We start from the raw sequence: 26,034 nt of genomic DNA on the forward strand, positions 1-26,034 counted from the left end.
CCTCAACAAAAACACTACAAAGAATAAAACCCCACAAAGAAACACCCGCCACCATACGGTAGCCGGCCTCTTCGTGAAGTCAGATGCTCACGTCCACTGTCCAGTTCTCAAACAACACACGAAACAACCACTCCGTGCACTCGCATGCCCGGGGCGTGCTGCCTCAGGACCCAACAGTGTGCCACACAAGAAAATGAACAACCTTCGGTCCGAATGAACCTCACGTCGTCGCGATTATCAGCGTTCCACCCAGAAGCATCCACCACACGAACGGTGATGACGATGCTGATTCAAGGAATAGCTCCTTAGAGCTCCTTAGAAAGGAGGTGATCCAGCCGCACCTTCCGGTACGGCTACCTTGTTACGACTTCGTCCCAATCGCCGATCCCACCTTCGACGGCTCCCTCCCACAAGGGGTTAGGCCACCGGCTTCGGGTGTTACCGACTTTCATGACGTGACGGGCGGTGTGTACAAGGCCCGGGAACGTATTCACCGCAGCGTTGCTGATCTGCGATTACTAGCGACTCCGACTTCATGGGGTCGAGTTGCAGACCCCAATCCGAACTGAGACCGGCTTTAAGGGATTCGCTCCACCTCGCGGTATCGCAGCCCTCTGTACCGGCCATTGTAGCATGTGTGAAGCCCTGGACATAAGGGGCATGATGACTTGACGTCGTCCCCACCTTCCTCCGAGTTGACCCCGGCGGTCTCCTGCGAGTCCCCGGCATAACCCGCTGGCAACACAGGACAAGGGTTGCGCTCGTTGCGGGACTTAACCCAACATCTCACGACACGAGCTGACGACAGCCATGCACCACCTGTCTACCGACCACAAGGGGGGCCATATCTCTATGGCTTTCCGGTAGATGTCAAACCCAGGTAAGGTTCTTCGCGTTGCATCGAATTAATCCACATGCTCCGCCGCTTGTGCGGGCCCCCGTCAATTCCTTTGAGTTTTAGCCTTGCGGCCGTACTCCCCAGGCGGGGCGCTTAATGCGTTAGCTACGGCACGGATCCCGTGGAAGGAAACCCACACCTAGCGCCCACCGTTTACGGCGTGGACTACCAGGGTATCTAATCCTGTTCGCTCCCCACGCTTTCGCTCCTCAGCGTCAGTTACTGCCCAGAGACCCGCCTTCGCCACCGGTGTTCCTCCTGATATCTGCGCATTTCACCGCTACACCAGGAATTCCAGTCTCCCCTGCAGTACTCTAGCCTGCCCGTATCGCCCGCAAGTTCACCGTTGAGCGGTAAATTTTCACGAACAACGCGACAAGCCGCCTACGAGCTCTTTACGCCCAGTAATTCCGGACAACGCTCGCACCCTACGTATTACCGCGGCTGCTGGCACGTAGTTGGCCGGTGCTTCTTCTATCGGTACCGTCACTCTCGCTTCGTCCCGACTGAAAGGGGTTTACAACCCGAAGGCCGTCATCCCCCACGCGGCGTCGCTGCATCAGGCTTTCGCCCATTGTGCAATATTCCCCACTGCTGCCTCCCGTAGGAGTCTGGGCCGTGTCTCAGTCCCAGTGTGGCCGGTCGCCCTCTCAGGCCGGCTACCCGTCGTCGCCTTGGTAGGCCATTACCCCACCAACAAGCTGATAGGCCGCGGGCTCATCCCCTACCGAAAAAACTTTCCACCAAGAACCATGAAGCCCAAGGTCATATCCGGTATTAGACCCAGTTTCCCAGGCTTATCCCAGAGTAGGGGGCAGATCACCCACGTGTTACTCACCCGTTCGCCACTCGTGTACCCGAAGGCCTTACCGTTCGACTTGCATGTGTTAAGCACGCCGCCAGCGTTCGTCCTGAGCCAGGATCAAACTCTCCATCGAAAAATCTAGAAAACAAAGTTTTCAGAAAAAACGAGTGAATGTTGAACCCAACAAAAACTCACGCCAGCCAAAAATGACTGACTAAAAAAAATAAATCCACTGACTCTCACAAGCGAAGAGCCAGCCAAAACAATTTGGCACTGACAATCTAATCTTGTCGACACACTGTTGAGTTCTCAAACAACACGCGCTAGCTCCAGGCGTTTCCGCCTTTTCACTTGCTTGGTGTTTCCCTTACACACTGTAGCGACCGGAATTTTCCGGTGCAAATCGGTGTTTGGGGCGGTCCAGCAACTTCGTCCAACCTCGGTTCCCGGGGCTTCGAGGTTTCCCTCTCGCTCTCCGGTTCGGTGTCCGTGTCGCTCTGACTTGGATTAAGTTACGCGAGGTTTTGTGCAGAGTCAAATCGCGCTCCGCGGGCCGTGTCGGAGGGCTAAGAAACGCGCTCTATCTGCGCATTTAGGCCCTGGAGGTTCTCCACGAACGCCGGATATCCGCGATCGATATGGAAAACATCGTGAACTTCTGTGGTCCCATCTGCGCAGAGCGCTGCGAGCACCAGCCCGGCGCCGGCACGGATGTCGGCAGACCACACCGGAGCGCTCGAAAGACGCTCTACTCCGCGTACCCACACGTGGTGTCCATCGGTACGAGCGTCGGCGCCGAGGCGGACCATCTCGTCGACGAAACGGAAGCGCGCTTCGAAGATGTTCTCGGTGATCATCGCGGTCCCCTCCGATACGCAAGCCAGGCCGATGGCAAAGGGTTGAACGTCAGTAGGGAATCCCGGGAACGGGAGGGTCGAAGTGTTTACCGCACGCGGGCGCTGCTCCTGGACGACCCGGAAGCCACGCGGCTCGAGCGTCACCTGTGCGCCGGCAGCGCGAAGTTTGTCGAGGACAACCGCGAGGTGCTTCGGGTTCACGCCCGTCACCCGTACGTCGCCACGCGTCATCGCAGCGGCAATCCCCCACGTGGCCGCGACGATGCGATCGCCGATCACCTCGTGAGTCGTCGGCTTGAGTGACTTGACGCCCTGGATGGTCAGGGTCGAGGTGCCCGCACCCTGGATCTTGGCGCCCATCTTCGTGAGCATGTTGCAGATGTCAACGATCTCGGGCTCGCGCGCGACATTCGTGAAGACGGTTTCCCCCTCGGCGAGAACCGCGGCCATGAGGATGTTCTCGGTGGCCCCCACCGACGGGAAGTCCAGGCCGATGTTGGCACCGGTCAGCGCATCGGCCTCCGCCATCAGACATCCGTGCTCGACCCACGACCGGGCGCCCAGCAGTTCCAGTCCCGCCTGGTGCATATCCAGAGGGCGGTTACCGATCGCATCGCCACCCGGAAGCGCGACGATCGCACGGCGGCAACGCGCCATCAGCGGACCGAGCACGCATACCGACGCACGGAACTGACGAACCGCATCGAAGTCCGCCGCATATTTCGGCTCCGCCGGCGTCGTGATCGAGACCTTGTCTCCTTCGATCACGACCTCACAGCCGAGTCCGCGCAGAACATCCGCCATCAGTGGCACATCGAGAATGTCCGGGCAATTGGTGATGACGCTCGTACCCTCGGCGAGCAAAGTCGCCGCCATGAGCTTCAGAACACTGTTCTTCGCACCGGTCACCGGAACTTCGCCCTCGAGCCGCGTTCCACCGCCGACGAGAAATCGATCTTTATGCCCAGCTTCGCTCACCAGTCCAGCCTAGTCAGGCACTGGACTGTGGTCCCAGATAGTGCGAGCAAACTTGGCGGTAACGTTGTTTCCATGGCGATCCACCTGACGCGGATCTATACGCGTACCGGCGACGACGGCTCGACAGGTCTCAGTGACTTCTCCCGAGTTTCGAAGAACGACGCTCGGCTCGTCGCTTATGCCGACTGCGATGAAACCAATGCAACCATCGGGTTCGCGCTGACCCTCCCGGAGATCGCACCCGATATCGCCGAGGTCCTTCGCGAAGTTCAGAACGATCTGTTCGACGTCGGCGCGGACCTCGCCACTCCCCCGGATGTCGCACACAAAGCGCTTCGGGTCACCGAGGGCTACATCGAGCGATTGGAAAAGCACTGCGACTCGTTCAACGAGAATCTGCCGGCGCTGACGTCGTTCATCCTGCCGGGTGGAACCCCACTCGCGGCGCAGCTCCATGTCACGCGGACTGTCTGTCGTCGCGCCGAGCGCGCGGCGTGGTCAGCGTATGAAGACCTTCCAGGAACCAACGTCCTGACGGCGAAGTACCTCAACCGTCTTTCGGACTTGCTGTTCATCCTGTCCCGCGTCGCAAACGGCGGAGATGACGTGCTCTGGAAGCCCGGCGCGAACGGCTAGTGCGGGCGGCCGCGCCGAGAGCGGCCCGACGGGCGGGACTCGACCCAAGACAGAAAAGCAGTCAGCGCACCGGGCTCGAGCGCGAGTTCATACCACTCGGCGCCCTCAGTGAGCTGGATGATTCGGACATCGTCCGTCATGATCTCGGCCTCGACCGGAACCGGGAGGCGGCGCGTACCGACGTCGATCCCCTGCCGGTTCAACCGATAGTCCGGGCCGAAGCGGAGACTCGAAAGTTTGAAGATGACGAGCTCGTCTTCGCCGTAGCGAATGAGCCCGTGGCGCCAGCCCCCGGAACCGGAATGCGGCTTACGGCGAATGACGGCCTGCGTTCCGCCATTGCGAATAAGAACGAAGCGGTATGTGAGCACCGCACAAACGAAAGCGAGGAGCAGCATCAGCAGAATGAGAACCACGATCTGGGAACTCAACGCTGACCTGCTCCTCGCCTTGACGTTTAGGAACTCCTTGGCAGGAAGGTCGTCAGACCGTCTTGCCGAGAGCCCGGAGTCGAGCACGACCCCAGGCACTCACACTCTCGTCGTCGGACCGTGCGTCCTCGGCAGCGGCATCGGCATCGATGTCCTCTGCCGGCTCCGCGTTTCCAACGAGAATCGTGACGCCCTGCTCGGTGACCGAAAGGAACCCGCCGTCCACCGCGAAGGTGAACGACTGGCCCTCGGTGTCATCGATCCGGACCGAAGCGTCATCGACGAGCTGTGCAACCAGCGGAGTGTGGCGAGGAAGGATACCGATCTCGCCAGCGACGGTACGAGCGAACACAAAGCCTGCGTTCCCCGACCAGATCCGCCGGTCTACAGCGACCAGCTCGACCGCCATTTCGGCCATCAGAGCTTCACACCCAGCTTCTGAGCCTTCTCAGCGAGGTCCTCGAGACCACCGATCATGAAGAAGGCCTGCTCCGGAACGTGGTCGAACTCGCCCTTGCACAGACGGTCGAACGCCTCGATGTTCTCCTTGATCGGGACGTTCGAGCCGGCCTGACCGGTGAACTGCTCGGCCGCGTACATGTTCTGCGACAGGAAGCGCTCGACACGACGTGCACGACCGACGAGCTGCTTGTCCTCTTCCGAGAGCTCGTCGATACCGAGGATGGCGATGATGTCCTGGAGGTCCTGGTAACGCTGCAGGATACGGATGACTTCCTGCGCAACCCGGTAGTGCTCTTCACCGACGACGCTCGGCAGGAGGATCGTCGAGGACGAGGCCAACGGGTCCACGGCCGGGAAGATACCCTTCGCGAACACGGTACGGCTGAGCTCGGTGGTCGCGTCGAGGTGCGCGAACGTCGCCGCCGGGGCCGGGTCGGTGTAGTCGTCAGCAGGAACGTAAACGGCCTGCATCGAGGTGATCGACTTACCCTTGGTCGACGTGATGCGCTCCTGGAGCTGACCCATCTCGTCGGCCAGCGTCGGCTGGTAACCCACGGCCGAAGGCATACGACCGAGAAGCGTCGAAACCTCGGAACCGGCCTGGGTGAAACGGAAGATGTTGTCGATGAAGAGCAGAACGTCCTGGTTCTGCACGTCACGGAAGTACTCGGCCATCGTCAGAGCCGAGAGGGCGACGCGCATACGCGTTCCTGGCGGCTCGTCCATCTGACCGAACACCAAAGCGGTGTCCTTGAGGACGTTGGCGTCTGCGAGCTCGACCCAGAGGTCGTTGCCCTCACGCGTACGCTCACCGACACCGGCGAACACCGACGTACCGGCGAAGTTCTTCGCAATACGGTTGATCATCTCCTGGATGAGAACCGTCTTTCCGACACCGGCACCACCGAAGAGGCCGATCTTTCCACCACGCACGTACGGGGTGAGGAGGTCGACGACCTTGAGTCCGGTTTCGAGAACCTCGGTACGACCCTCGAGCTGGTCGAACGCCGGTGGCAGGCGGTGGATGCCCCAGTGCTCGAGGTCCTCGCCGTAGCCAGGCTCATCGAGGCACTTACCCAGTGCGTTGAACACGTGGCCCTTGACGCCGTCGCCAACCGGAACCGAGATCGGCGAACCGGTGTTGACAACGTCGACACCACGGACGAGACCGTCGGTCGGCTGCATCGAGATCGTGCGGACGAGATTGTCACCGAGGTGCTGGGCAACCTCGAGCGTCAAAGTCTTGGCCAGCTCCGGGAAGGTGACTTCAGCGTGGAGCGCGCTGAAGAGTTCCGGCATCGCATCGCGCGGGAACTCGACGTCGACGACTGGTCCGGTGACCCGGACCACCCGACCGGTCTTGGTGGCAGTTGCTGTCATCTCAGTCGTCACTTCCTGCTGCAGCGGCGAGCGCGTCCACGCCGCCAACGATTTCACTAATTTCCTGGGTGATGCTGGCCTGGCGAGCGCGGTTCGCTTCCAGCTTGAGCTTCTGAATCAAGTCATTCGCGTTGTCCGTTGCGGCCTTCATGGCACGGCGGCGCGAAGCCGACTCCGACGCCGAGGCGTCGAGAAGCGCGGCGTAGACCCGAGTGGTCAGGTAACGCGGCAACAAAGTGTTGAACAGAGTCTCCGCGTCAGGCTCGAAGTCATAGAGCGTTTTCGGACCCTCGCCCTCGTACTCGACGTCCATCGGGGCGATCCGACGAGCGACGGCCTGCTGGGTCAGCATCGACTTGAACTCGGTGTAGACGATGTGGAGCTCGTCCACGCCGGGCGGTCCGTCGAGGCTGGGCTCATAACCCTCCGAAGGCGAACCCGCGAGGAAGTCAGTCACCAGATCGGCCGCGACCGAGGTCGCGTTCGAGAAGTCCGGACGCTCCGAGAATCCCGTCCACGAACGCGCGATCTCGCGGTTGCGGAACGAGTAGAACGCGAGGCCCTTACGACCGATGGCGTAGACCACCGGCGTCTTGCCCTCCGCGCGGAGAGTCGCCTGGAGCTCCTCTGCCACACGCAAGACATTGGCGTTGTATCCACCGCAGAGACCACGATCCGAGGTCACCACGAGGACACCCGCGCGGCGCGGGTTCTCCCGCGCCACCAGCAGCGGATGGTCGAGCGCAGCCTCACCGGCCAGCGTCGACAGCATCTTCGTCAGTTCTTCGGCGTACGGACGGGCAGCCTCGACTCGGGCCTGTGCCTTACCGATACGCGAAGTCGCGATCAGCTCCTGGGCCTTGGTGATCTTCTTGATCGACCCAGCAGACTTGATCCGTCGACGCAGAACGCGTAACTGTGCACCCATTGATCGACGCCTTAGGCCTTCTTCGGTGCCGGGCGCTTGGCCTTGACCGACTCCGCGCCCTCACCCTCGAGCGGCTCGACATCCTCGACGACGACCGAGGAGCCATCGGTGGAAGCGAATCCACGCTTGAACTCGGCGACAGCAGCGTTGAGGCCGCTCTCGGTGTCCTCTTCGAACTTCTTCGAGTCCTTGATCGCGGTCAACAGGTTGGCGTGACGCGACTTGACGAAGTCCAGGAACTCGCGTTCAAAGCGGGTGCAGTCGCCGACCGGAACCGAGTCGAGGTGACCGCCGGTACCGAGGTAGATCGCGACGACCTGCTCCTCGACTGCGTACGGGCTGAACTGCTTCTGCTTGAGCAGCTCGACCAGGCGTGCACCGCGGTCCAGCTGAGCCTTCGAAGCGGCGTCCAGGTCCGAAGCGAAGGCCGCGAAGGCCTCGAGCTCGCGGTACTGCGAGAGCTCCAGACGAAGCGAACCGGCGACCGACTTCATGGCCTTGATCTGCGCGGCACCACCAACGCGGGAGACCGAGACACCGACGTTGATAGCCGGACGCACGCCCTGGTTGAAGAGGTCGGTCTCGAGGAAGCACTGACCGTCGGTGATCGAGATGACATTCGTCGGGATGTAGGCCGAGATGTCGTTGGCCTTCGTCTCGATGATCGGCAGACCTGTCATCGAACCAGCGCCGAGCGCGTCCGAGAGCTTTGCACAACGCTCGAGAAGGCGCGAGTGAAGGTAGAAGACGTCACCCGGGTACGCCTCGCGGCCCGGCGGACGACGCAGCAGCAGCGAGATGGCGCGGTACGCCTCGGCCTGCTTGGTCAGGTCGTCGAAGACGATGAGAACGTGCTTGCCGGCGTACATCCAGTGCTGGCCGATGGCCGAACCGGTGTACGGCGCGAGCCACTTGAAGCCCGCCGGGTCCGAAGCCGGAGCGGCGACGATCGTCGTGTATTCGAGAGCGCCCGCGTCCTCGAGTGACTGACGAACAGCCGCGACGGTCGAGCCCTTCTGGCCGATGGCGACGTAGACGCAGCGAACCTGCTGGTTCGGGTCGCCGGTTGCCCAGGCTTCCTTCTGGTTGATGATCGTGTCGACGCAGACCGTGGTCTTTCCGGTCTTGCGGTCACCGATGATCAGCTGACGCTGGCCACGACCGATCGGGGTCTGCGAGTCGATCGCCTTGATGCCGGTCTGCAGCGGCTCGCCGACAGACTGGCGCTCGACGACAGACGGAGCCTGAAGCTCGAGTGCACGGCGGGTCTCGGCGGCGATGTCGCCGAGTCCGTCGATCGGCTCACCGAGCGGGTTGATGACGCGACCGAGGAACGCGTCACCGACCGGCACCGAGAGAACCTGGCCGGTCCGCTTGACCTGCTGGCCCTCTTCGAGGTGGCTGTACTCGCCGAGGATGACCGCACCGATGCTGCCCTCGTCGAGGTTGAGTGCGACACCGAGGGTGCCGTCCTTGAACTCGAGCAGTTCCTGCGTCATCGCCGACGGCAATCCCTCAACGTGCGCGATACCGTCACCGGTGTCGGACACGATTCCGATTTCCTCGCGAGAGGTCTCCGGAGTGAAGGATGCGACATACGACTCGATCGCGCCCTGAATCTCGTCTGGTGAGATCGTCAACTCCACCATGGCTATCGGCTTCCTGCTTTCGACTGTGTGTTAAGGCTCTTGGGTTGTGGACGCGATGCCGTGCTCGGGACGACAGCGCTTGGGTTAACGCGGAATCTCGCCGGCTGCTGCCGAAAGACGGGCCGCGATGCTTCCGTCGATGACTTCATCGCCGAGGCGGATCACGAGACCGCCGCCGATCGAGGAATCGACTTCCACCTGGACCGAGATCTTCCGGCCGTAGATCTTCGACAGCACCGCGGTGAGGCGGGCGTCCTGACCGTCGGACAGCGCAACGGGCGCCGTCACGTGTGCGACCGACTCGTTGCGCCGCGCAGCGGCGAGCTCAGCGAGGTCCGCCACCACAGTCGAGAGGTTCGAGCCGTCCGCGCCGCGAACCGTCTGGGCAAGGAGCCCGGCCGTGTGCGACGTGGTCTTGCCGGCAAGAACACGTTCGAGCAGCTGGATTCGACCGTCCGCGGCTGCGGTGGGGTCACCCAGCAGAGACGCAAGACGAGAGTTCGATTCGAGCACCCGGCTGAAGCGGAAAAGCTCGTCCTCGACGTTCTCAATCTGCCCGGCGCGCTCGGCCGAGACAATCAGAGCCAGTCGGGCGAGGCGCTGGATCGCGTTCTTGAGGTCACGGCTCTTAGACCAACGCAGCGACACCGCGGCCTCGACAAGAGACAGCGTCGGCGCGGAGACTCGGCTGCTGAGCAACGAGCGAACCGCAGCCTGCTTCGGCGCGGCCTCGTCAGCACGGTTCGCGAGGTGCTTGCGCAGCGTGACCTCGCCGGCGAGCAGTCGGGCGACGGCGGCCAGCTCGTCGGCAAGAGTCGTCAGGCTCGCGTCATCGAGCGTTGAGATGACACTGTCGAAGCTGCTAGACAGCTTCGAGATCGATTCGCGGCTGGCTGCCTGCATCAGCTTCTCCCCTCAGTGCCGACCAACGAACCTTCGGCCATACGCTCGAGCTCGTCGATGAATCGATCGATGCTCGCTGCGCGCTCACCGGGCTGAGCCAGCTTCTCGTTCACGTTCTTCTCCGCCTGCGCCAGCGCCGCGGTCGCGAGTTCGCTCTGCAGCGAACGCACGAGCTGACGACGGTGCAGATCGATCTGCTCGCCGCCGTGGGCCTTGATCCGCGCCACCTCGGCGTCCGCCTGCTCGCGCAGCTGCTCGGCGATACGGTCCGCGTCGCCACGAGCGTCCTCACGGATGCGTGCGGCCTCGACCTGCGCCTCGCTGATCGCCTGCTCCAGCGACCGCTCGGCTTCGGCCAGACGGGTCTGAGCCTTGTCGCTCTCGGCCATCTGCTCGCGGACTTCGTCCTGCTGCGTCTGCATCAGCTTCTTGACCGGCGGTACCACGTACTTGACGATCACTGCGACGATCACCGCGAAAGCGAACAGCTGTCCGATGAAGATCGACAATCCCTCTGACATTTACCCTTAGCTCCGTCCGGACTGAGAGGCCACAGGCATTCCGAGAACCCGGCCGGTCAGCTGATCAGCCAGGGGGTTGATCTGCGACCGCACCTGGGCCGCCGCCGCGTCAGCCTGCGCCTGCAGCTGTTCGGCTGCCTTACGCGAAATGGCATCGGCCTCGGCGCGGGCCCGCGACCGCATGTCGTCGAGGATCTTCTGTCCCTCGGCGCGGGCCTCGTCGCGGATCTTGGCAGCGTCAGAACGCGCAGCCCTGATCTCCGCCTTGTACTTGGCCTCGGCCTCATTGAACGCCCGAGCTGCCTTGTGCTGATCGTCCGCCGTCTTGGCGATCCGGTCGGCACGTGCTTGCAGGACGTCGCGGATCGGCGGTACAACGAACACCGCGATGACGCCGAGAACGACCAGGAAGATGATCAGCTCAACGAAGAATGTGCCGTTGGGGATGAGAAAGTTGGACTTCTCCTCCTCGGCCAACAAGGTCGTCATTAGTTAGGCGCCCGGAGTCGCGAACACGAAGAGGGCCATGAAAGCGAGGTTGATGAAGTATGCAGCCTCGACCAGACCGACCGTGATGAAGAACGGGGTGAACAGACGCGACTGAGCCTCCGGCTGGCGAGCGATGCCGGCGATCAGCTGGCTACCAGCGAGACCGTCACCGATACCAGCGCCGATCGCGCCACCGGCCATGATCAGGCCGCCACCGATGAGAGCTCCCTGGATGATCTGGGGGTCTGCCATTTTCTTCTTCCTTTTCTTTTTATGGAGAGATTGGTCTTACCTGTTGGCCGTGCAGGCCAGGAATGGGATTAGTGGTGCTCGTCTTCCAGAGTCATCGACTGGCCGAAGTACAGAATGGTCAGCAGCGCGAAGATGAACGCCTGGATGAGCCCGACGAACAAGTCGAACAGCTTCCAGATCGCGTTCGGGCCCCACATGATGTACGCCGGGAACAAACCGATCAGCGTGATCATGATGCCGCCGGCGAACATGTTTCCGAAAAGTCGGAGGGACAGCGAGACCGGCTTGGCGATCTCCTCGATGATGTTGATCGGCGCGAGGATCGCGACGTGTCCCTTGACGAGAGCCTTGGCGTGACCGAACGGACCGCGACGGCGGATACCGGCGAGCTGGTAGGCGACGAAGACGAAGAGCGCCAGCGCGAGAACGAAGTTGATGTCCGAGGCCGGCGGCTTGACCCACTCCTCGTGGCCCCACTGCGCCGGAACGACCGACAGCCAGTTCGAGGCGAGGATGAAGACGAAGAGGGTGACGGCGAGCGGGAGGACGAACGGTGCGACCTTCATTCCGATCGCGCTTTCGATCTGTCCACGCAGCTGGACCGTGATGCCTTCGAAGAAGAGCTGCACGCCGGACGGCACACCCGAGGTGACCTTTGCGCGGAGGTAGAAAGCCAGACCCAAGACAACTGCCGCGGCGATGAGCGTGCAGTAAATGGTGTCAAGGTTGAAGGTCATTCCAAAGATGGTCTTGTCGATGTGCTCACCGACTGGAATTCCCTCTGCCAATACGTCGACACCGACGACGTCAGTCATGCTGGCGCAGTCCTCTCATAACGGGCACGGTCGTGTTTACCACGAGAATTACCTGAAAAACGGCGAGGCCGACAAAGATTCCCACCCCGTCTGGTCGCAGCACGAAACCTATCACGAGAGCGATCGCGGTAATCACCATCAATCGACTCAAAGAAGCGACGGCTAACTGCCGCTTGTTGGGGTTGTCCTGTGCGGTCACCTTGGCGACGTCGCGGTGCGCCAGGGCGATGTTCAGCAGGCCCAGAAGGAGGCCAACACAGAACAGCGCACCGATGAGCCACCGGTCGAAGTAGAAGGCCGCACCGAGGCCAAGAGCCCCGAGGACCGCGGAGATGAGCGCGGGACGACTCAGGCTGGGCACGTCCGGATAAACCGGAAGCCCTCCCTGCACTGGCGTCGACATCAGCTGCTAGGTCCTATCTCAAGAATTTCCGGAGTTCTCCGATCGCGGTTCCAACCGCGCCGAGCACGCCCAAGAACAAGCCGACCATCGTCCATACCGGTGTCGAATGCAGCCACGAATCCAGCGCGATACCGCCAACCAATCCCAGAACGACAAACCCTACGAGGGTCGCTCCAAGACCAATCAACTGACGCGGACTCGGTGATTCACCCGGCACGACGACAGCGCTGTCTAGTGCGCGGCCGACGGGCGCAGAACGCTCACGAAAAGCTCCTAATCGGTCGCAGCCGGCTTCGGACGCAAAAACCCGTCCAAGCAGACTGTCATGGCCACAGGAGGTACCTGGGGCCAAGGCACGCAAACGGTATCACAGGGTTTTGACAAACTGTTTACCCGTTCAGGTGGCCCGCTACACAGCGTAGTAGTACTGTGCCCTCTCCGGAAAGCCCCACAGCTTGTGAGAAGCCAAACATTCCGTACGTACGTACTACAGATTTCTTTGTTTCAGCGACGGAACCACGGTGACGATGAGGGCGAAGACCAGTCCCCCGGCGACCAGGACCACGACGATGCGCTGGTCGAGCCAGGCAGTGCCCACCGCGCCGAACGCCAAAATCGCGACCCATAAGTAAATGAGCAGCACGGCTCGACGGTGGGAGTGCCCCAATTGCAGCAGTCGATGATGCAAGTGCATTTTGTCGGGCGAAAACGGACTTCGGCCCGCGCGCGTCCGTCGAATGATCGCCATGAGCAGATCGAGCACCGGAATGAACATCACCGCACCGACCAGCAGTAGCGGAGAAAGCAAACCAACGATGTCGCTGGTGCCGTAGGCATTGAGCGGAATGCGCCCGGAGGCACTCGTGGAAATCGTGGCGAGCATCAGGCCGATGAGCATCGAACCGGAGTCACCCATGAATATCCGCGCGGGCTGAAAGTTGTGCGGAAGAAATCCGAGGCATGATCCGGCCAGTGCGGCGGCGATGAGGGCCGGTGGATACACGCTGACGTCGCCGCCCTGCTCACTGAGCAGACCGATCGAGAACGCGAAGATCGCGGTCGCCGCGACGAAGCCCACTCCCGCGGCAAGGCCATCGAGGCCGTCGACGAAGTTCACCGCGTTGATCATCACGACCGTGACCAGCACGGTGATGAGACCCGCTTGAAGCTGGTCGAGGACGATGGTCCCCTGTCCGCCGAACGGGACGTAGAGGATGAACCAACTGACGCCCATCACGACCAGGACTCCGGCGGCGGTGACCTGACCGACGAACTTCGTCAGCGCGTCGAGTCCCCACCGGTCGTCGATGATGCCGACGACGACGATGAGCGTTCCCGCGACCAGGGCCGCGGGAATGTCCGAGGTGAATTCGAATCCCCGTGTGAGCGCAGGCAACTCCTGCGCGAAGAGAAGCGCGGCAGCCATTCCGAGGTACATGCCCACGCCACCGAGGCGCGGGATCGGCTCAACGTGGACGTCTCGGTCACGGGGAACAGCGATCGCGCCGAATCGAATCGCTAGCACGCGGACCGCGCCAGTCGCGAGGAACGTCACCACCGCTGCCGTGAGCATCACGAGCATGAGCTCGCGAATCGGGACGCCTGCTCCTCCCCCGGCCGCGGGCAGGGCGAGGATCGCGGGCTCGGCGAAGGTCAACGCGGCATTCCCAGAGAATCCGCCGGAACTCCGAGGACCTCGGCCACCGCCGAAGTCGACACCGCACCTTCACGCAGAATTCGGGGTGCATCGCTGGTCAGATCAACAATCGTCGAGGCGACGGCGGTGACACACGGGCCACCGTCGAGATACACCGACACCAAATCGCCGAGCTGAGCGTTCGCCTGATCGGCGGTCGTCGCCGCCGGCTGACCCGAGATGTTGGCGCTCGAGGTGGCCAGGGGCCCGACCTCGCGCAGCAGTTCGATCGCGACCGGATGCAGCGGCATTCGGACCATGACCGAGCCGTTCGTGTTCCCGAGATCCCAGGCCAGTGACGGCGCCTGGCGAACCACGAGGCTGAGCCCGCCCGGCCAGAACGCCCGAATCAATTCGCGAGCTTGCGGGGTCACGCCCTGCGCCAGTCCGTCGATCGTGTGCCAGGAGCCGACGAGAACCGCGACCGGCATGTCCCGGCCGCGCCCCTTCGCCTGCAGCAATCCCGCCACTGCCTCCGGGCTGAAGGCGTCGGCCGCAAGTCCGTAGAGGGTGTCGGTCGGGATGACGGTCAGCTGGCCAGCCTGCAGCGCCCGCTTGGCGGCCGAGAGTCCGGCCTGACGTGCGGCCGGATTCGAGCAGTCGTAGGTCGTACTCACGCTGAGCCTCCTCGTTCCCGTCGTCGCTCCGCCACGACGAATCTTGGTCTACCAGTCAGGTCCGAACGCGCGGAAACGCCGGAGAATCGGCCGTCGGACTCCAGAAGGCGGACACACCGGTCACCGTTCGTGTCGTCATGTTCGATGGCGACGACGCCGTGGCCGACCAACCATCGCGCCACGTTCGGAACCATTGCGGCGATGACGTCCGTACCATCCTGTCCCCCGAACAATGCCCGCGCAGGGTCGTGGTCGGCAACCTCGGGCTCCAGAATCGCGGCGTCGGGAACGTACGGCGGGTTGGATACGACGACGTCAACGCGACCGTCGAGCTCACGAAGAAGCGCGGGATCGGTGACGTCGCCGTGGTGGAGTGAGATCGGGCGGTCGCCGGCTCGCGCGCGCGAATCCGCGTTTCGGCGAGTCCAGGCAATTGCGGCGTCGTCGAGCTCCACCGCGTGGACGGTGACGTCCGGGCGGACGTGCGCGATCGCCAGCGCCAACGCACCGGAACCCGCGCACAGATCGAGGACCATAGCGTTCGGGGGCGCTACTCGGACGACCCATTCCAGCAGCCATTCGGTCTCCGGGCGGGGTGTGAAGACACCGGGCCCGACGTTGAGATGCAGCGGACCGAACGCAGCCGATCCGACGATGTGCTGCAACGGAATTCGCTCCTCACGCTGCTGCACGAGTGCGGTGAAACGCGCAAACTCCGAAGCCGACATAGTCGGCGTGAGGATGAGCTTCATCCGGGCGACTCCGAGGACGAAAGCCGCGAGTTCCTCCGCGTCGACGACCGGACTCGCGACTCCCGCCGCCGACAGCTGCGCCGCCGCGGCATCGATCACCGCGCGGACTCGTTGCTCAGCCATCACTCCGCCGCGAGTCGAGCCTCACGGTCCGCCTTGATGAGCGCGTCGAACAGCGCGTCGAGGTCACCGTTGAGAACCTGGTCGAGGTTGTAGGCCTTGAACCCGATCCGGTGATCGGCGATCCGGTTCTCCGGGAAGTTGTAGGTACGGATGCGCTCCGAGCGGTCCACCGTGCGGATTTGGTTCGCGCGGTCGGCGGACGCCTCTGCCTCGGCTGCCTCCTCCGCGGCGGCCTGCAGACGAGCCGCCAGAACCTGCATCGCGCGGGCCTTGTTCTGGAGCTGCGAACGTTCGTTCTGACACGTCACGACGATGCCCGTGGGCAAGTGGGTGATGCGGACGGCGGAGTCGGTCGTGTTGACGCCCTGACCGCCCTTTCCGGACGATCGGTAGACGTCGATGCGCAGGTCAGACTCGTCGATCTGGACCTCTTCGACCTCTTCGGGCTCCGGATAGACCAGGACACCCGCGGCCGAGGTGTGGATACGGCCCTGCGATTCGGTTGCCGGAACGCGCTGAACGCGGTGCACGCCGCCCTCGAATTTGAACTTCGACCACACGCCGTCCGGACCGTCACCGCGGGCCTTGATCGAGAACGTCGCGTCCTTGTAACCGCCCAGATCAGACTGGTTGAGGTCGAGAACGTCGACCTTCCAACCCTGGCGCTCCGCGAATCGCAGATACATACGTGCCAGGTCGGCGGCGAACAGCGCCGACTCCTCGCCGCCTTCACCGGACTTCACTTCCAGGACCACGTCGTCGCCGTCGTGCGGGTCGCGCGGAGCCAGGAGGTCCGCGAGCGCGGCTTCCAATTCCTCGACCTCAGCAGTCAGCCCGGGCACCTCGGCCGCGAACGAAGCATCGTCGGCCGCGAGTTCCTTGGCCGCTTCGAGGTCATCCTTGGCCGTCTCGAGCTTGCGGTAGGCCGCCATGACAGGCGCGAGCTGCGAGAACCGCTTGCCGATGCGACGAGCCGCCGTCGGGTCGTTGTGCAGCGCCGGATCCGACATCTGCTGCTCGAGACCGGAGTATTCGGCGAGGACATCGTCGATGGCTGAGGGGTTGGTTGCCATGGTTATGAGTGCTCCGCGTGAGAAGTTGCTGTGTCTCCAGGATTCACAGAGAACCCCAGAATGACGCACGAGCCCGGCCTGAAATCAGACCGGGCTCGTGAGAGGAAGCTACTTGGCGTTGCGAGCCGGACGCTTGCCGTAGCGCGCCTCAAACTTCGCGACGCGACCACCGGTGTCGAGGATCTTCTGCTTGCCGGTGTAGAACGGGTGGCACTGCGAGCAGACCTCGACGTGGATCTGGCCCGACTTCTTGGTGCTGCGGGTCTCGAACGTCGCGCCGCAACCGCAGGTCACGGTGGTGGCAACGTACTCGGGGTGGATATCGGCCTTCATGGTGTCCCTTTCAATGGTCGCCGGGTCGTGACGCTCTTTCGTTCACGTGAACCGGAACCGGACTTGTCGACGGCTCAGTATGCCAGTTTTGACCACTGAGCTGTTAATCGATGGCTGTGGTGGAACACCGCCAGCCATCGATTAATTCCTGCCTTGGTTACTCGTCTAATTCCTGCGTTGGTTACTCGTCCGCTCCCGGCGCGTTCTTCGACACGGTCATGAGGAACTCGTAGTTGGTCTTCGTCTTGCGGAGACGGTCGACCAGCAGGTCGATCGCCTGGTGCGAGTCGAGGCCAGAGAGCACACGACGGAGCTTGTGCACGATGCCGAACTCTTCCGGGCTGAGCAGCAGCTCGTCCTTACGAGTACCGGACGGGTTGACGTCCACCGCCGGGAAGACGCGGCGCTCGGCGATCTTGCGGTCGAGCTTGAGTTCGGCGTTACCCGTTCCCTTGAACTCTTCGAAGATGACCGTGTCACCGGTCGAACCGGTCTCGACCATCGCGGTCGCGATGATGGTGAGCGATCCGCCGTTCTCGATGTTTCGCGCCGCACCGAGGAAGCGCTTCGGCGGGTACAGCGCGGTCGAGTCGACACCACCGGACAGGATTCGGCCCGACGCCGGCGACGAGTTGTTGTACGCACGGCCCAGACGGGTGATCGAGTCAAGCAGGACGATGACGTCCTTGCCCATCTCGACCAGGCGCTTCGCTCGCTCGATGGCAAGCTCGGCAACCGCAGTGTGGTCTGACGGCGGACGGTCGAAGGTCGAGGAGATGACCTCGCCTTTCACCGATCGCTGCATGTCGGTGACTTCCTCCGGACGCTCGTCCACGAGAACGACCATGAGGTAGCACTCGGGGTTGTTCGTCGCGATGGCGTTCGCGATGTCCTGCATGATCGTCGTCTTACCGGCCTTTGGTGGCGAGACGATCAGCGCACGCTGACCCTTGCCGATCGGCATGATCAAGTCGATGATTCGCGTGGTGAGCTTGGCCTGCGTGGTCTCCAGACGCAGCCGCTCATTCGGGTAGAGCGGCGTGAGCTTCTGGAACTCGGGCCGACGCTTGGCCGCTTCGGAGTCTCCCCCGTTGATGGTGTCGAGGCGCACCAGCGGGTCGAACTTCTGTCGCTGGTTCGACTGCTCACCGTCGCGAGCGGCACGAACGGCACCGGTGACGGCGTCACCACGACGCAGGCCCGACTTGCGGACCATGTTCATCGAGACGTAGACGTCGTTCGGGCCGGGCAGGTAACCCGAGGTCCGCACGAAGGCGTAGTTGTCGAGAACGTCGAGGATGCCGGCTACGGGCTGCAGGACGTCATCCTCGCGGATCTCCGGCTCGGTGTTCTGGCCGCCCTCGCCGCGGTTGCCACGACGGCGTTCCCGGAACCGGCGTCCGCGACGGCCGCCGCGATCGTCGTCGTCGTCGCCCGGGCCACTCTGGTTGCCCTGACCACCCTGGTTGCCCTGGTTGCCCTGGCCACCCTGGTTCTGGCCGCCGCCCTGGTTACGCTGGCCGCCTTGGCCACCCTGGTTGCGGTTGCCCTCGCCGCGCTCACGGTTGCCGCCGTCGCGCTGCTGGCCTTCGCGCTGCTGGCCGCCTTCGCGGTTGCCACCTTCGCGGTTGCCACCTTCGCCGCGCTCGCGGTTTCCACCGTCACGCTGCTGGCCTTCACGCTGCTGGCCGCCTTCGCGGTTGCCGCCTTCAGCACGGTTTTCGTCACGCGGTCCACGCTCGCGACGCGGACGCTCGCCGCCTTCCGCAGGCTTGTCGCTCGGGGCCGAGTCCTCAGACTTCGGCTGGTCGGCCGGCTTCTCACCGGCTGCTTCCGACGCCGGCGCGTCGTCGCTTGCCGGCTGCGATTCCGGAGAACCAGCCTGGCGCGACGCACCACGGCGCTGACGCTGACGCCGGGGAGCACCGTCTTCGCGGTCCTCTCCGTCACCAGTCACCTCGGCGGGTGGGGCTGGCGGCTGCACCGGCGGTGCCGCCTCAGTAACCGCTTCGGCGGCCGGAGCCGTTGCCGGAGCGGGAGTGTCGTGGGAGGGCTTTCGGGGCGCAGAACCTGCTTGACGTTCACTGATCGCGGCGATCAGCGCGTCTTTACGCATCGCAGACGTGCCTTTGATTCCCAACTGGCCAGCAAGCGATCGAAGCTGCGGCACCGGGAGGCCAGAAATCGTCTCAGAAGCAGAGGTTGCGACCAAGTCCGTATCGGTCACGGATGTCCTTTCCTTCCCTGCCTTCGTTATATCGGCAAGGTTTCGGCGAGCCCAGTTCATGCTGAGCCCGGATACGTCACGCATCTGTCATGCGGGCGCGTCGAATTTTCTTTTCGTGGCGACTACCAACGTGCTGCCACAGAGAACTGGTCCGGCTCGGCACAATCCTCGAAAACATCAAGTGGATTGCTGCCCGGGTGAAAACCGATTCGAAACGCGCACGGTGTGCGGACACCGACAGAATAGCCCCACACCAAATTCCCGGCAACAAACACGCAGTAAATGAGCCTTTTGCCGGAAAAATTCGGCAGTTTGACTCGGTTTAACCCGCCGACACCCCGTCGGAGATCGGCAATTCCAGAACAGTGAGGCCCTCCGCCTCGATCTCGATACGCAGTGCGTCCGGCATCGACGTCTGGCTGAATGCCAGGACTGTGGGTCCCGCACCAGACACCACTGCGGGGATACCCGCCTTGCGCAGCGCCGCAATCCACCGCGTGGTGATCGGCAAAGCACTTGCGCGATATCCCTGGTGAAGGCGGTCTTCCGTCGCCACCATGAGCAGATCCGGACGCTGTGTAAGCGCCACGACGGAAAGCGCCGCTCGGCTCACGTTGAACGACGCGTCCTTGTGGGGAACCATCGGCGGAAGGATCCCGCGCGTCTGCGCCGTCGACGACCGGAAGGTCGGAACGAGCACGATGAGCCGCAGGTCAGAGTGCGGTTCGACGCGGACCGCCGAGAACTTCGCGGCACCGTCGATTTCTTCCGTCCACGACACGACGACGCCACCGAGAACGCTCGCGGCCGCGTTGTCGGGATGCCCTTCGAACTCCGACGACAACTGAACCAGGCGCTCGGCGCCGAGTTCGAGCGTCGAGTCGAACTTCTTCGCCAAGGCCTCTGCGGCAGCGAGTCCGCCGACCACTGCCGACGCCGACGAGCCCAGGCCGCGCGAGTGTGGAATCTTGTTGCGGCACAAGACATTCATGCCAGCAGCTTGGACTCCGAGCGCGTCGAAACCGCGCTCGATCGCACGGACGACGAGGTGCGAAGCGTCGGCCGGAACGTCTCCCGCGCCTTCACCCTCGACTTCGACGGTTAATCCACCGTCGGTCGTCGTCACCGAAATCTCGTCGTAGAGCGACAACGCCAAACCGAGGCTGTCGAATCCCGGGCCGAGGTTGGCGCTCGACGCCGGAACGCGCGCGGTCACCGTGAGACCGCCGGGAAGCTGCACCGTCATCCGTGTTCTCGCTTCGACGCTCAGGCCAGGCCGAGCGCGGCGACGACTGCCGAGGGATCGACGGGAATCGGCTGCACGTGGGGCATCTCCAGGAGCGCGGTGTCCGGGTCCTTGAGTCCGTTGCCGGTCACGGTGCAGACCACGGTGAGACCGGCATCGAGCCAGCCTTCCTTTTTCGCCGCCAGCAGTCCGGCGACGCTCGCTGCCGACGCCGGCTCGACAAACACGCCCTCCGTCCTGGCGATCAGTCGGTAGGCCGCGAGGATCTCGTCGTCAGTTGCCGCGCGGAAGGCGCCATCCGACTCGTTCCGGGCGTTGACGGCGCCGTCCCAGGAGGCCGGCGAGCCGATGCGAATGGCGGTCGCAATGGTTTCCGGGTTCTTGACCGGAGCACCGTTGACCAGCGGCGCTGCACCTGCGGCCTGCACACCGAGCATGCGCGGACGCTGGGAGGTGAGTCCATCGGCGAAGTACTCCGAATAACCCTTCCAGTACGCCGTGATATTCCCGGCGTTGCCGACGGGCAGCGCGTGAATGTCCGGAGCGCGGCCCAGAACGTCGCAGATCTCGAACGCGGCGGTCTTCTGACCTTCGATGCGCACCGGGTTCACCGAGTTGACGAGCGCGATCGAGGGGTTCTCGGAGGTCGCCTTCTGGGCCAGCTCGAGGCAGTCGTCGAAGTTGCCGTCGACCTGAATGATCTTGGCGCCGTGCATGACTGCCTGCGCGAGCTTGCCCATGGCGATCTTGCCGGCCGGGATCAGGACGGCGCTGGTGATGCCGCCCTGAGCGGCGTAGGCCGCTGCCGAGGCCGACGTGTTGCCCGTCGAGGCACACAGCACAGCGCGCTGGCCACGTGCGATCGCGTCGGTGACCGCCATGGTCATGCCGCGGTCCTTGAACGAACCGGTGGGGTTCAGGCCCTCGACCTTGAGGTACACCTCGCAGCCGGTCAGCTCGGAGAGGTGCCGAGCGGGAAGCAGCGGCGTACCACCCTCGCGGAGGGTCACCGTCTTCCAATCCGGTCCGACCGGCAGGCGGTCGCGGTACTCCTCGATCAGACCGCGCCAAGCACGGTGGACAGGGTGGGGATTGCTCATTCCTCAGTGCCTTCCAGGCGGAGAACGCTCGAAACCTCAGTGACCACGTCGAGTTCGGCAAGTGCGGCGACGGTATCGGCAAGTGCCTGGTCCGGAGCGCGGTGAGTGACGACGATCAGGTGGGCCCCATCCGCGACGTCGGTCTGACGGACGGCGGAGATGCTGACTCCCCGCTCGGCAAACTCGCTCGCGACGGTTGCGAGCACACCCTTCTTGTCGGCCACCCGCAGGTTGACGAGGTAGCGCGTGGCGGTCTCCCCCATCGGCGCGATCGGCAGCTTCGCGTACGTCGACTCACCCGGAGCACGACCACCGTAGAACTTGTTGCGGGCCGCCATGACGAGGTCGCCCATGACGGCAGAGGCGGTCGGAGCGCCGCCGGCACCCTGGCCGTAGAACATCAGACGACCGGCGTTCTGCGCCTCGACGAAGACCGCGTTGAAGGCACCGCTCACCGAGGCGAGCGGGTGCTTGCGTGGGATGAGCGCCGGATAGACGCGAGCGGAGACGCGCTCCTTGCCCCCGTCCTTGACGCGCTCACACAGCGCGAGCAACTTGACCGTGCAGTCGAGATCCCTTGCGGCAGCTAGGTCTTCGGAGGTGATCTTGCTGATGCCCTCGCGGTGCACGTCAGCCGCGGTGACGCGGGTGTGGAACGCCAGCGACGCGAGAATCGCGGCCTTCGCCGCGGCGTCGTAGCCCTCGACGTCCGCGGTCGGGTCCGCCTCGGCATACCCCAGGCGACCCGCCTCGGCGAGGGTCTCGCCGTAGTCGGCGCCGGTCTCGTCCATCGCCGAGAGGATGAAGTTCGTGGTGCCGTTGACAATGCCCATCACGCGGTTGACCTGGTCACCCGCGAGCGACTGAACCAGCGGACGCACGATCGGGATCGCGCCGGCCACCGCAGCCTCGAAGTACAGGTCGGCGCGATTACGCTCAGCGGCCTCGGCAAGCTCGCCCGTGTACTCCGCGAGTAGTGCCTTGTTCGCCGTGACGACCGACTTGCCGGCGTTCAATGCCGCGAGGATATGCGTGCGAGCGGGCTCGATGCCACCGACCACTTCCACGACGATGTCGACATCCTTGCGGGCGACGAGCGCTTCCGCATCAGTCGTCAGAAGCTCTTCGGGAATCCCGCGGTCGATGCCCGTACGCCGAACGGCGACACCGCGCAGCACGACCGGTGCCCCGACACGGGCCTTGAGGTCGTCCGCATGGTCGCGAAGAATTCGCACGACCTCGGTGCCCACATTGCCGAGGCCCAGTACAGCCACGCCAATCGGGCGATCACCCGTTCCGAATAACGGCGTCATTCGTTCACCTCCAGGCTCAGCAGGTCTTCGACAGTTTCACGGCGCAGAACGAGCCGCGCAGCCCCATCCCGGACCGCCACGACGGCAGGCCGGGCAAGCAGGTTGTAGCGACTCGACATCGCATAGCAGTATGCCCCGGTCGCGGCCACGGCCAGAAGGTCACCGGGGCTGACGTCATCGGGCATCCACATGTCGCGGATGACGATGTCGCCGCTCTCGCAGTGCTTTCCGACGACACGCGCCACCACGGGCGCGGCTTCGGACGTGCGGGAGACCAGGCGACAGTCGTATTCCGCCTGGTAAAGGGCGGTACGGATGTTGTCACTCATACCGCCATCGACGCTAACATAGCGCCGCGCGGCAGAACCGCCGACCGTGACGTCCTTGATGGTCCCGACCTCGTACAAGGTGATCGTGCCGGGGCCTGCGATGGCGCGTCCCGGCTCCACGGCAATCGCCGGTTCCGGAATGCCGACCAGCGCTGATTCGGTCTTGACGATGTGCTTGAGGCGGTCCGCCAACTGCGCGACCGGCGGCGGATCGTCGCTTTCGAGGTAAGCGATGCCGAGACCGCCACCGAGGTCGAGCGTCGAAAGCTGGCTGGTCTTGTCCGCTCCGAATTCCGCGACGACGTCTCGCACCAGGCCGATGACACGGTGCGCCGCGAGTTCGAAGCCGTCCGCATCGAAGATCTGCGAACCGATGTGGCTGTGCAGACCCACCAGACGCAAGTGGTCTGCGGCGAACACACGGCGGACGGCTTCCATCGCGTCGCCGCCGGCGAGCGAGAAGCCGAACTTCTGGTCTTCGTGTGCGGTCGCGATGAATTCGTGAGTATGAGCCTCAACGCCGACCGTGATGCGGATGAGGACGTCCTGAACGACTCCCGACATTCGCGCGATCTCATCGAGGCGCTCGATCTCGACAAGCGAGTCGAGGACCACGTGCCCGACGCCGGCCTCGACGGCCATCGTCAGTTCGGCAACGGACTTGTTGTTGCCGTGCATCGCGATCTGTTCGGCTGGAAAGCCCGCACTGAGGGCAATAGCCAATTCCCCGCCGGACGCCACGTCGAGGGACAGCCCCTCCTGTGCGACCCAACGCGCAATCTCCCGGCACAGGAAGGCCTTTGACGCGTAGTGCACCTTTTTCGGGTCGCCGAAGGCGGACGCGATCTCGCGGCAGCGCGAGCGGAAGTCGTCTTCGTCGATGACGAACAGCGGGGTGCCGTACTTCGCCGCGAGATCGGTGACCGAAACACCGGCGACCTCGAGCTCGCCGGACTCGCGACGGCGCGCGTTGCGCGGCCAGACGTTCTCCGGCAGTTTCATCAGCTCTGCTGGCTCGGTGGGGCGCTCCCCCAGCGTCGGCGCGTGTGCCTGCTCCGCGTGACGCGGTCCAGCGGGATGCGCCATTACATCTGCTCCGGAGCTGCGACGCCGAGCAGCGCCAAACCGTTGGCGAGCACCTGACGGGTTGCCGAGGACAGCGCCAGACGCGCGATGTGCAAATCGCTGACCGACTCATCACCCATCGGCAGGACGCGGCATGCGGCGTAGAAGCGGTGATAGGCGCCCGCGAGTTCCTCGAGATATCGCGCCACGCGATGCGGCTCGCGCAGGGTGGCCGCCGAGGCGATCACCGCGGGGAACTCACCGATCGTGCCGATGAGCGCGTTCTCCTGCTCGGTCGTGAGCAGCGCGAGGTTCGGCTCCGAGGCGTTGATGCCGAGGTCAGCGGCATTGCGGGCGAGCGAGCACAGGCGCGCGTGGGCGTACTGGACGTAGTAGACCGGGTTGTCGTTCGACTGCTTTTCCCACAGCTCCAGGTCGATGTCGATCGCCGAGTTGACCGATGAACGAACGAGCGCATATCGGGCCGCATCGACGCCGATGAGCTCGATGAGGTCGTCGAGGGTCACGACCGTGCCGGCCCGCTTGCTCATCCGCAGCGCGACGCCATTACGTACGAGATTGACCATCTGACCGATGAGGACCTCGACCATGTCGGGACTGTCCCCCGACGCCGCGGCAACGGCCTTCAGACGACCGATATAGCCATGGTGATCGGCGCCGAGCATGTAGATACAGAGGTCGAAGCCACGCGACCGCTTGTTGCGGTAGTACGCGATGTCCCCGGCGATGTACGCGGGCTTGCCGTCGCTCTTGATGACGACGCGGTCCTTGTCGTCACCGAACTCCGAGCTCCGCAGCCACCAGGCACCCTCGTTTTCGTAGAGGTTGCCGGTCCCCTTGAGGTCTTCGACGGCGGTTTCGACCTGACCCGAGGCGAACAGGGCGCTCTCATTGAAGTAGACGTCGAATTCGGTGCCGAACTCGGCGAGCGTCCGCTTGATGTGCGCGAACATCAGCTCGACGCCCGCGGAGCGGAACAATTCGTGCCGCTTCTGCGGGTCGAGGTCGAGGATCTGCGGATTCGCGTCCACAACGGTCTTCGCGATGTCGTTGATGTAGGCGCCGGCGTAGCCGTTCTCGGGCGTCGGCTGACCGAGCGCAGCCGCGACGAGCGACTCGGCGAACCGGTCGATCTGGGCACCGTGATCGTTGAAGTAGTACTCGCGGGTGACCTGGGCTCCCGTCGCGACGAGGATGCGACCGAGGGCGTCTCCGACTGCGGCCCAACGTGTTCCGCCGAGGTGAATAGGCCCGGTGGGGTTCGCCGAGACGAACTCGAGGTTGATGTTGTGACCGGCGAGCACCTGCGACGTGCCGTAGGCGAAACCGGCCTCGAGCACCGCGGCGACGATCTTGCCCTGCGCGTCGGCGGCCAGCCGGATGTTGAGGAATCCCGGGCCCGCGATCGTAGCCTCGTCGATGCCGTCCTGGGCCGCCAATGCCTCAGCGAGCCAACCCGCCAAGTCGCGCGGAGCAACGCCAGCCCGCTTGGCGAGCTGCATCGCGATGTTCGTGGCGTAATCGCCGTGTTCCGGGTTGCGCGGACGCTCGACCTTGACCTCCGCGGGCACCAATGAAGCGTCGGCGCCGTGCGAGGTGAGCACGTCCGCGGTGGTGGCGCGCAGGAGTTCTGCGAGGTCGGCTGGGGTCACGGTTGACCATCTTATTGGGTGCCCCCGACATGTCGTTATTCCGGACCGAGGGCAGCGGCTCGCCTGCAATGCGGAGGGCT

At 63.8% G+C, this 26,034-nt stretch carries 23 protein-coding genes, 1 rRNA gene and 1 pseudogene; 1 reads left to right on the top strand and 24 read right to left on the bottom strand.

Going from position 1 to position 26,034, the window contains the following annotated elements; genetic code table 11:
* Positions 1 to 319: 319 nt before the first annotated feature.
* Together F600_RS0105545 and murA are read right to left on the bottom strand one after the other, a co-directional pair.
* Positions 320 to 1,836 (bottom strand): 16S ribosomal RNA (locus tag F600_RS0105545).
* Between the two features lie 433 nt (positions 1,837 to 2,269).
* Positions 2,270 to 3,538 (bottom strand): UDP-N-acetylglucosamine 1-carboxyvinyltransferase, encoded by a 1,269-nt coding sequence (gene murA, locus F600_RS0105550; RefSeq protein WP_018159601.1) that lies wholly within the window; start codon positions 3,536 to 3,538, stop codon positions 2,270 to 2,272.
* Positions 3,539 to 3,610: 72 nt separating this feature from the next.
* Here murA and F600_RS0105555 point away from each other — a divergent pair, with 72 nt between their 5' ends.
* Positions 3,611 to 4,174 (top strand): cob(I)yrinic acid a,c-diamide adenosyltransferase, encoded by a 564-nt coding sequence (locus F600_RS0105555; RefSeq protein ID WP_018159602.1) that lies wholly within the window; start codon positions 3,611 to 3,613, stop codon positions 4,172 to 4,174.
* Here the strand turns inward: F600_RS0105555 and F600_RS0105560 are convergent.
* The 22 genes and pseudogenes from F600_RS0105560 to argS all read right to left on the bottom strand — a co-directional run bounded on the left by F600_RS0105560 (position 4,171) and on the right by argS (position 25,954).
* On the bottom strand, positions 4,171 to 4,572 hold the full coding sequence (locus F600_RS0105560) for a DUF2550 domain-containing protein (RefSeq protein ID WP_051090753.1): 402 nt from the start codon (positions 4,570 to 4,572) through the stop codon (positions 4,171 to 4,173). The genes F600_RS0105555 and F600_RS0105560 overlap by 4 nt on opposite strands.
* Positions 4,573 to 4,657: 85 nt before the next feature.
* On the bottom strand, positions 4,658 to 5,023 hold the full coding sequence (locus tag F600_RS0105565; protein WP_018159604.1) for a F0F1 ATP synthase subunit epsilon: 366 nt from the start codon (positions 5,021 to 5,023) through the stop codon (positions 4,658 to 4,660).
* Positions 5,023 to 6,447, bottom strand: a complete 1,425-nt coding sequence (gene atpD / locus F600_RS0105570; RefSeq protein WP_026306201.1) for a F0F1 ATP synthase subunit beta — start codon at positions 6,445 to 6,447, stop codon at positions 5,023 to 5,025. Before atpD ends, F600_RS0105565 begins: the two co-directional genes overlap by 1 nt.
* A gap of 1 nt (position 6,448) precedes the next feature.
* Positions 6,449 to 7,375, bottom strand: coding sequence for a F0F1 ATP synthase subunit gamma (locus F600_RS0105575; RefSeq protein WP_018159606.1), 927 nt, complete (start codon positions 7,373 to 7,375; stop codon positions 6,449 to 6,451).
* Between the two features lie 11 nt (positions 7,376 to 7,386).
* On the bottom strand, positions 7,387 to 9,024 hold the full coding sequence (atpA, locus tag F600_RS0105580; protein WP_018159607.1) for a F0F1 ATP synthase subunit alpha: 1,638 nt from the start codon (positions 9,022 to 9,024) through the stop codon (positions 7,387 to 7,389).
* An 84-nt stretch (positions 9,025 to 9,108) separates the two neighbouring features.
* Positions 9,109 to 10,436 (bottom strand): annotated as a pseudogene (locus tag F600_RS32610) (F0F1 ATP synthase subunit B/delta).
* A gap of 18 nt (positions 10,437 to 10,454) precedes the next feature.
* Positions 10,455 to 10,937 carry a F0F1 ATP synthase subunit B gene (locus F600_RS0105595; protein ID WP_018159608.1) on the bottom strand — a complete coding sequence of 161 codons (483 nt, stop codon included), beginning with the start codon at positions 10,935 to 10,937 and terminating at the stop codon, positions 10,455 to 10,457.
* A gap of 3 nt (positions 10,938 to 10,940) precedes the next feature.
* Complete coding sequence (locus F600_RS0105600) at positions 10,941 to 11,189, bottom strand: F0F1 ATP synthase subunit C (protein WP_018159609.1); 249 nt, start codon at positions 11,187 to 11,189, stop codon at positions 10,941 to 10,943.
* Positions 11,190 to 11,257: 68 nt separating this feature from the next.
* Positions 11,258 to 12,004 carry a F0F1 ATP synthase subunit A gene (atpB, locus tag F600_RS0105605; protein ID WP_018159610.1) on the bottom strand — a complete coding sequence of 249 codons (747 nt, stop codon included), beginning with the start codon at positions 12,002 to 12,004 and terminating at the stop codon, positions 11,258 to 11,260.
* Positions 11,997 to 12,407: an ATP synthase subunit I gene (locus tag F600_RS0105610; RefSeq protein ID WP_026306204.1), complete on the bottom strand. Its 411-nt coding sequence runs from the start codon at positions 12,405 to 12,407 to the stop codon at positions 11,997 to 11,999. Before F600_RS0105610 ends, atpB begins: the two co-directional genes overlap by 8 nt.
* A 13-nt stretch (positions 12,408 to 12,420) precedes the next feature.
* Complete coding sequence (locus F600_RS32650; RefSeq protein WP_018159612.1) at positions 12,421 to 12,624, bottom strand: AtpZ/AtpI family protein; 204 nt, start codon at positions 12,622 to 12,624, stop codon at positions 12,421 to 12,423.
* A gap of 270 nt (positions 12,625 to 12,894) precedes the next feature.
* The gene (locus F600_RS0105620; RefSeq protein ID WP_018159613.1) at positions 12,895 to 14,064 is read right to left on the bottom strand and encodes a glycosyltransferase family 4 protein; all 1,170 of its coding nucleotides are present in this window, start codon (positions 14,062 to 14,064) and stop codon (positions 12,895 to 12,897) included.
* The gene (locus tag F600_RS0105625) at positions 14,061 to 14,720 is read right to left on the bottom strand and encodes an L-threonylcarbamoyladenylate synthase (RefSeq protein ID WP_018159614.1); all 660 of its coding nucleotides are present in this window, start codon (positions 14,718 to 14,720) and stop codon (positions 14,061 to 14,063) included. Before F600_RS0105625 ends, F600_RS0105620 begins: the two co-directional genes overlap by 4 nt.
* The gene (gene prmC, locus F600_RS0105630) at positions 14,717 to 15,595 is read right to left on the bottom strand and encodes a peptide chain release factor N(5)-glutamine methyltransferase (protein WP_018159615.1); all 879 of its coding nucleotides are present in this window, start codon (positions 15,593 to 15,595) and stop codon (positions 14,717 to 14,719) included. The genes F600_RS0105625 and prmC overlap by 4 nt, the downstream gene beginning before the upstream one ends.
* Positions 15,595 to 16,668: a peptide chain release factor 1 gene (prfA, locus tag F600_RS0105635; RefSeq protein WP_018159616.1), complete on the bottom strand. Its 1,074-nt coding sequence runs from the start codon at positions 16,666 to 16,668 to the stop codon at positions 15,595 to 15,597. Before prfA ends, prmC begins: the two co-directional genes overlap by 1 nt.
* Before the next feature lie 108 nt (positions 16,669 to 16,776).
* Complete coding sequence (rpmE, locus tag F600_RS0105640) at positions 16,777 to 17,001, bottom strand: 50S ribosomal protein L31 (RefSeq protein WP_018159617.1); 225 nt, start codon at positions 16,999 to 17,001, stop codon at positions 16,777 to 16,779.
* Between the two features lie 181 nt (positions 17,002 to 17,182).
* Complete coding sequence (gene rho, locus F600_RS0105645) at positions 17,183 to 19,228, bottom strand: transcription termination factor Rho (RefSeq protein ID WP_060934651.1); 2,046 nt, start codon at positions 19,226 to 19,228, stop codon at positions 17,183 to 17,185.
* A gap of 322 nt (positions 19,229 to 19,550) precedes the next feature.
* A complete protein-coding gene (gene thrB / locus F600_RS0105650) occupies positions 19,551 to 20,474 on the bottom strand; it encodes a homoserine kinase (protein ID WP_018159619.1) in 924 nt (307 codons plus the stop codon).
* A gap of 20 nt (positions 20,475 to 20,494) precedes the next feature.
* Entirely contained in the window at positions 20,495 to 21,574 is a 1,080-nt protein-coding gene (gene thrC, locus F600_RS0105655; protein ID WP_018159620.1) for a threonine synthase, read from the bottom strand.
* Complete coding sequence (locus F600_RS0105660; protein ID WP_018159621.1) at positions 21,571 to 22,887, bottom strand: homoserine dehydrogenase; 1,317 nt, start codon at positions 22,885 to 22,887, stop codon at positions 21,571 to 21,573. The genes thrC and F600_RS0105660 overlap by 4 nt, the downstream gene beginning before the upstream one ends.
* A complete protein-coding gene (lysA, locus tag F600_RS0105665; RefSeq protein ID WP_018159622.1) occupies positions 22,884 to 24,302 on the bottom strand; it encodes a diaminopimelate decarboxylase in 1,419 nt (472 codons plus the stop codon). The genes F600_RS0105660 and lysA overlap by 4 nt, the downstream gene beginning before the upstream one ends.
* Complete coding sequence (gene argS, locus F600_RS0105670) at positions 24,302 to 25,954, bottom strand: arginine--tRNA ligase (RefSeq protein ID WP_018159623.1); 1,653 nt, start codon at positions 25,952 to 25,954, stop codon at positions 24,302 to 24,304. Before argS ends, lysA begins: the two co-directional genes overlap by 1 nt.
* Positions 25,955 to 26,034 lie beyond the last annotated feature (80 nt).

It is taken from the genome of Smaragdicoccus niigatensis DSM 44881 = NBRC 103563 (genome assembly GCF_000380645.1).
Taxonomy (GTDB): Bacteria; Actinomycetota; Actinomycetes; order Mycobacteriales; family Mycobacteriaceae; genus Smaragdicoccus; species Smaragdicoccus niigatensis.

Coding starts and splice junctions, on each gene's coding strand:
- thrB (WP_018159619.1), bottom strand. CDS start 20,474: ATGACGGTGCAGCTTCCCGGCGGTCTCACGGTGACCGCGCGCGTTCCG.
- atpB (WP_018159610.1), bottom strand. CDS start 12,004: ATGACTGACGTCGTCGGTGTCGACGTATTGGCAGAGGGAATTCCAGTC.
- F600_RS0105555 (WP_018159602.1), top strand. CDS start 3,611: ATGGCGATCCACCTGACGCGGATCTATACGCGTACCGGCGACGACGGC.
- F600_RS0105600 (WP_018159609.1), bottom strand. CDS start 11,189: ATGGCAGACCCCCAGATCATCCAGGGAGCTCTCATCGGTGGCGGCCTG.
- F600_RS0105560 (WP_051090753.1), bottom strand. CDS start 4,572: ATGCTGCTCCTCGCTTTCGTTTGTGCGGTGCTCACATACCGCTTCGTT.
- F600_RS0105595 (WP_018159608.1), bottom strand. CDS start 10,937: ATGACGACCTTGTTGGCCGAGGAGGAGAAGTCCAACTTTCTCATCCCC.
- lysA (WP_018159622.1), bottom strand. CDS start 24,302: ATGGCGCATCCCGCTGGACCGCGTCACGCGGAGCAGGCACACGCGCCG.
- F600_RS0105575 (WP_018159606.1), bottom strand. CDS start 7,375: ATGGGTGCACAGTTACGCGTTCTGCGTCGACGGATCAAGTCTGCTGGG.
- F600_RS0105610 (WP_026306204.1), bottom strand. CDS start 12,407: ATGTCGACGCCAGTGCAGGGAGGGCTTCCGGTTTATCCGGACGTGCCC.
- atpD (WP_026306201.1), bottom strand. CDS start 6,447: ATGACAGCAACTGCCACCAAGACCGGTCGGGTGGTCCGGGTCACCGGA.
- F600_RS0105565 (WP_018159604.1), bottom strand. CDS start 5,023: ATGGCCGAAATGGCGGTCGAGCTGGTCGCTGTAGACCGGCGGATCTGG.
- prfA (WP_018159616.1), bottom strand. CDS start 16,668: ATGGCAACCAACCCCTCAGCCATCGACGATGTCCTCGCCGAATACTCC.
- prmC (WP_018159615.1), bottom strand. CDS start 15,595: ATGGCTGAGCAACGAGTCCGCGCGGTGATCGATGCCGCGGCGGCGCAG.
- thrC (WP_018159620.1), bottom strand. CDS start 21,574: ATGAGCAATCCCCACCCTGTCCACCGTGCTTGGCGCGGTCTGATCGAG.
- rpmE (WP_018159617.1), bottom strand. CDS start 17,001: ATGAAGGCCGATATCCACCCCGAGTACGTTGCCACCACCGTGACCTGC.
- F600_RS0105660 (WP_018159621.1), bottom strand. CDS start 22,887: ATGACGCCGTTATTCGGAACGGGTGATCGCCCGATTGGCGTGGCTGTA.
- atpA (WP_018159607.1), bottom strand. CDS start 9,024: ATGGTGGAGTTGACGATCTCACCAGACGAGATTCAGGGCGCGATCGAG.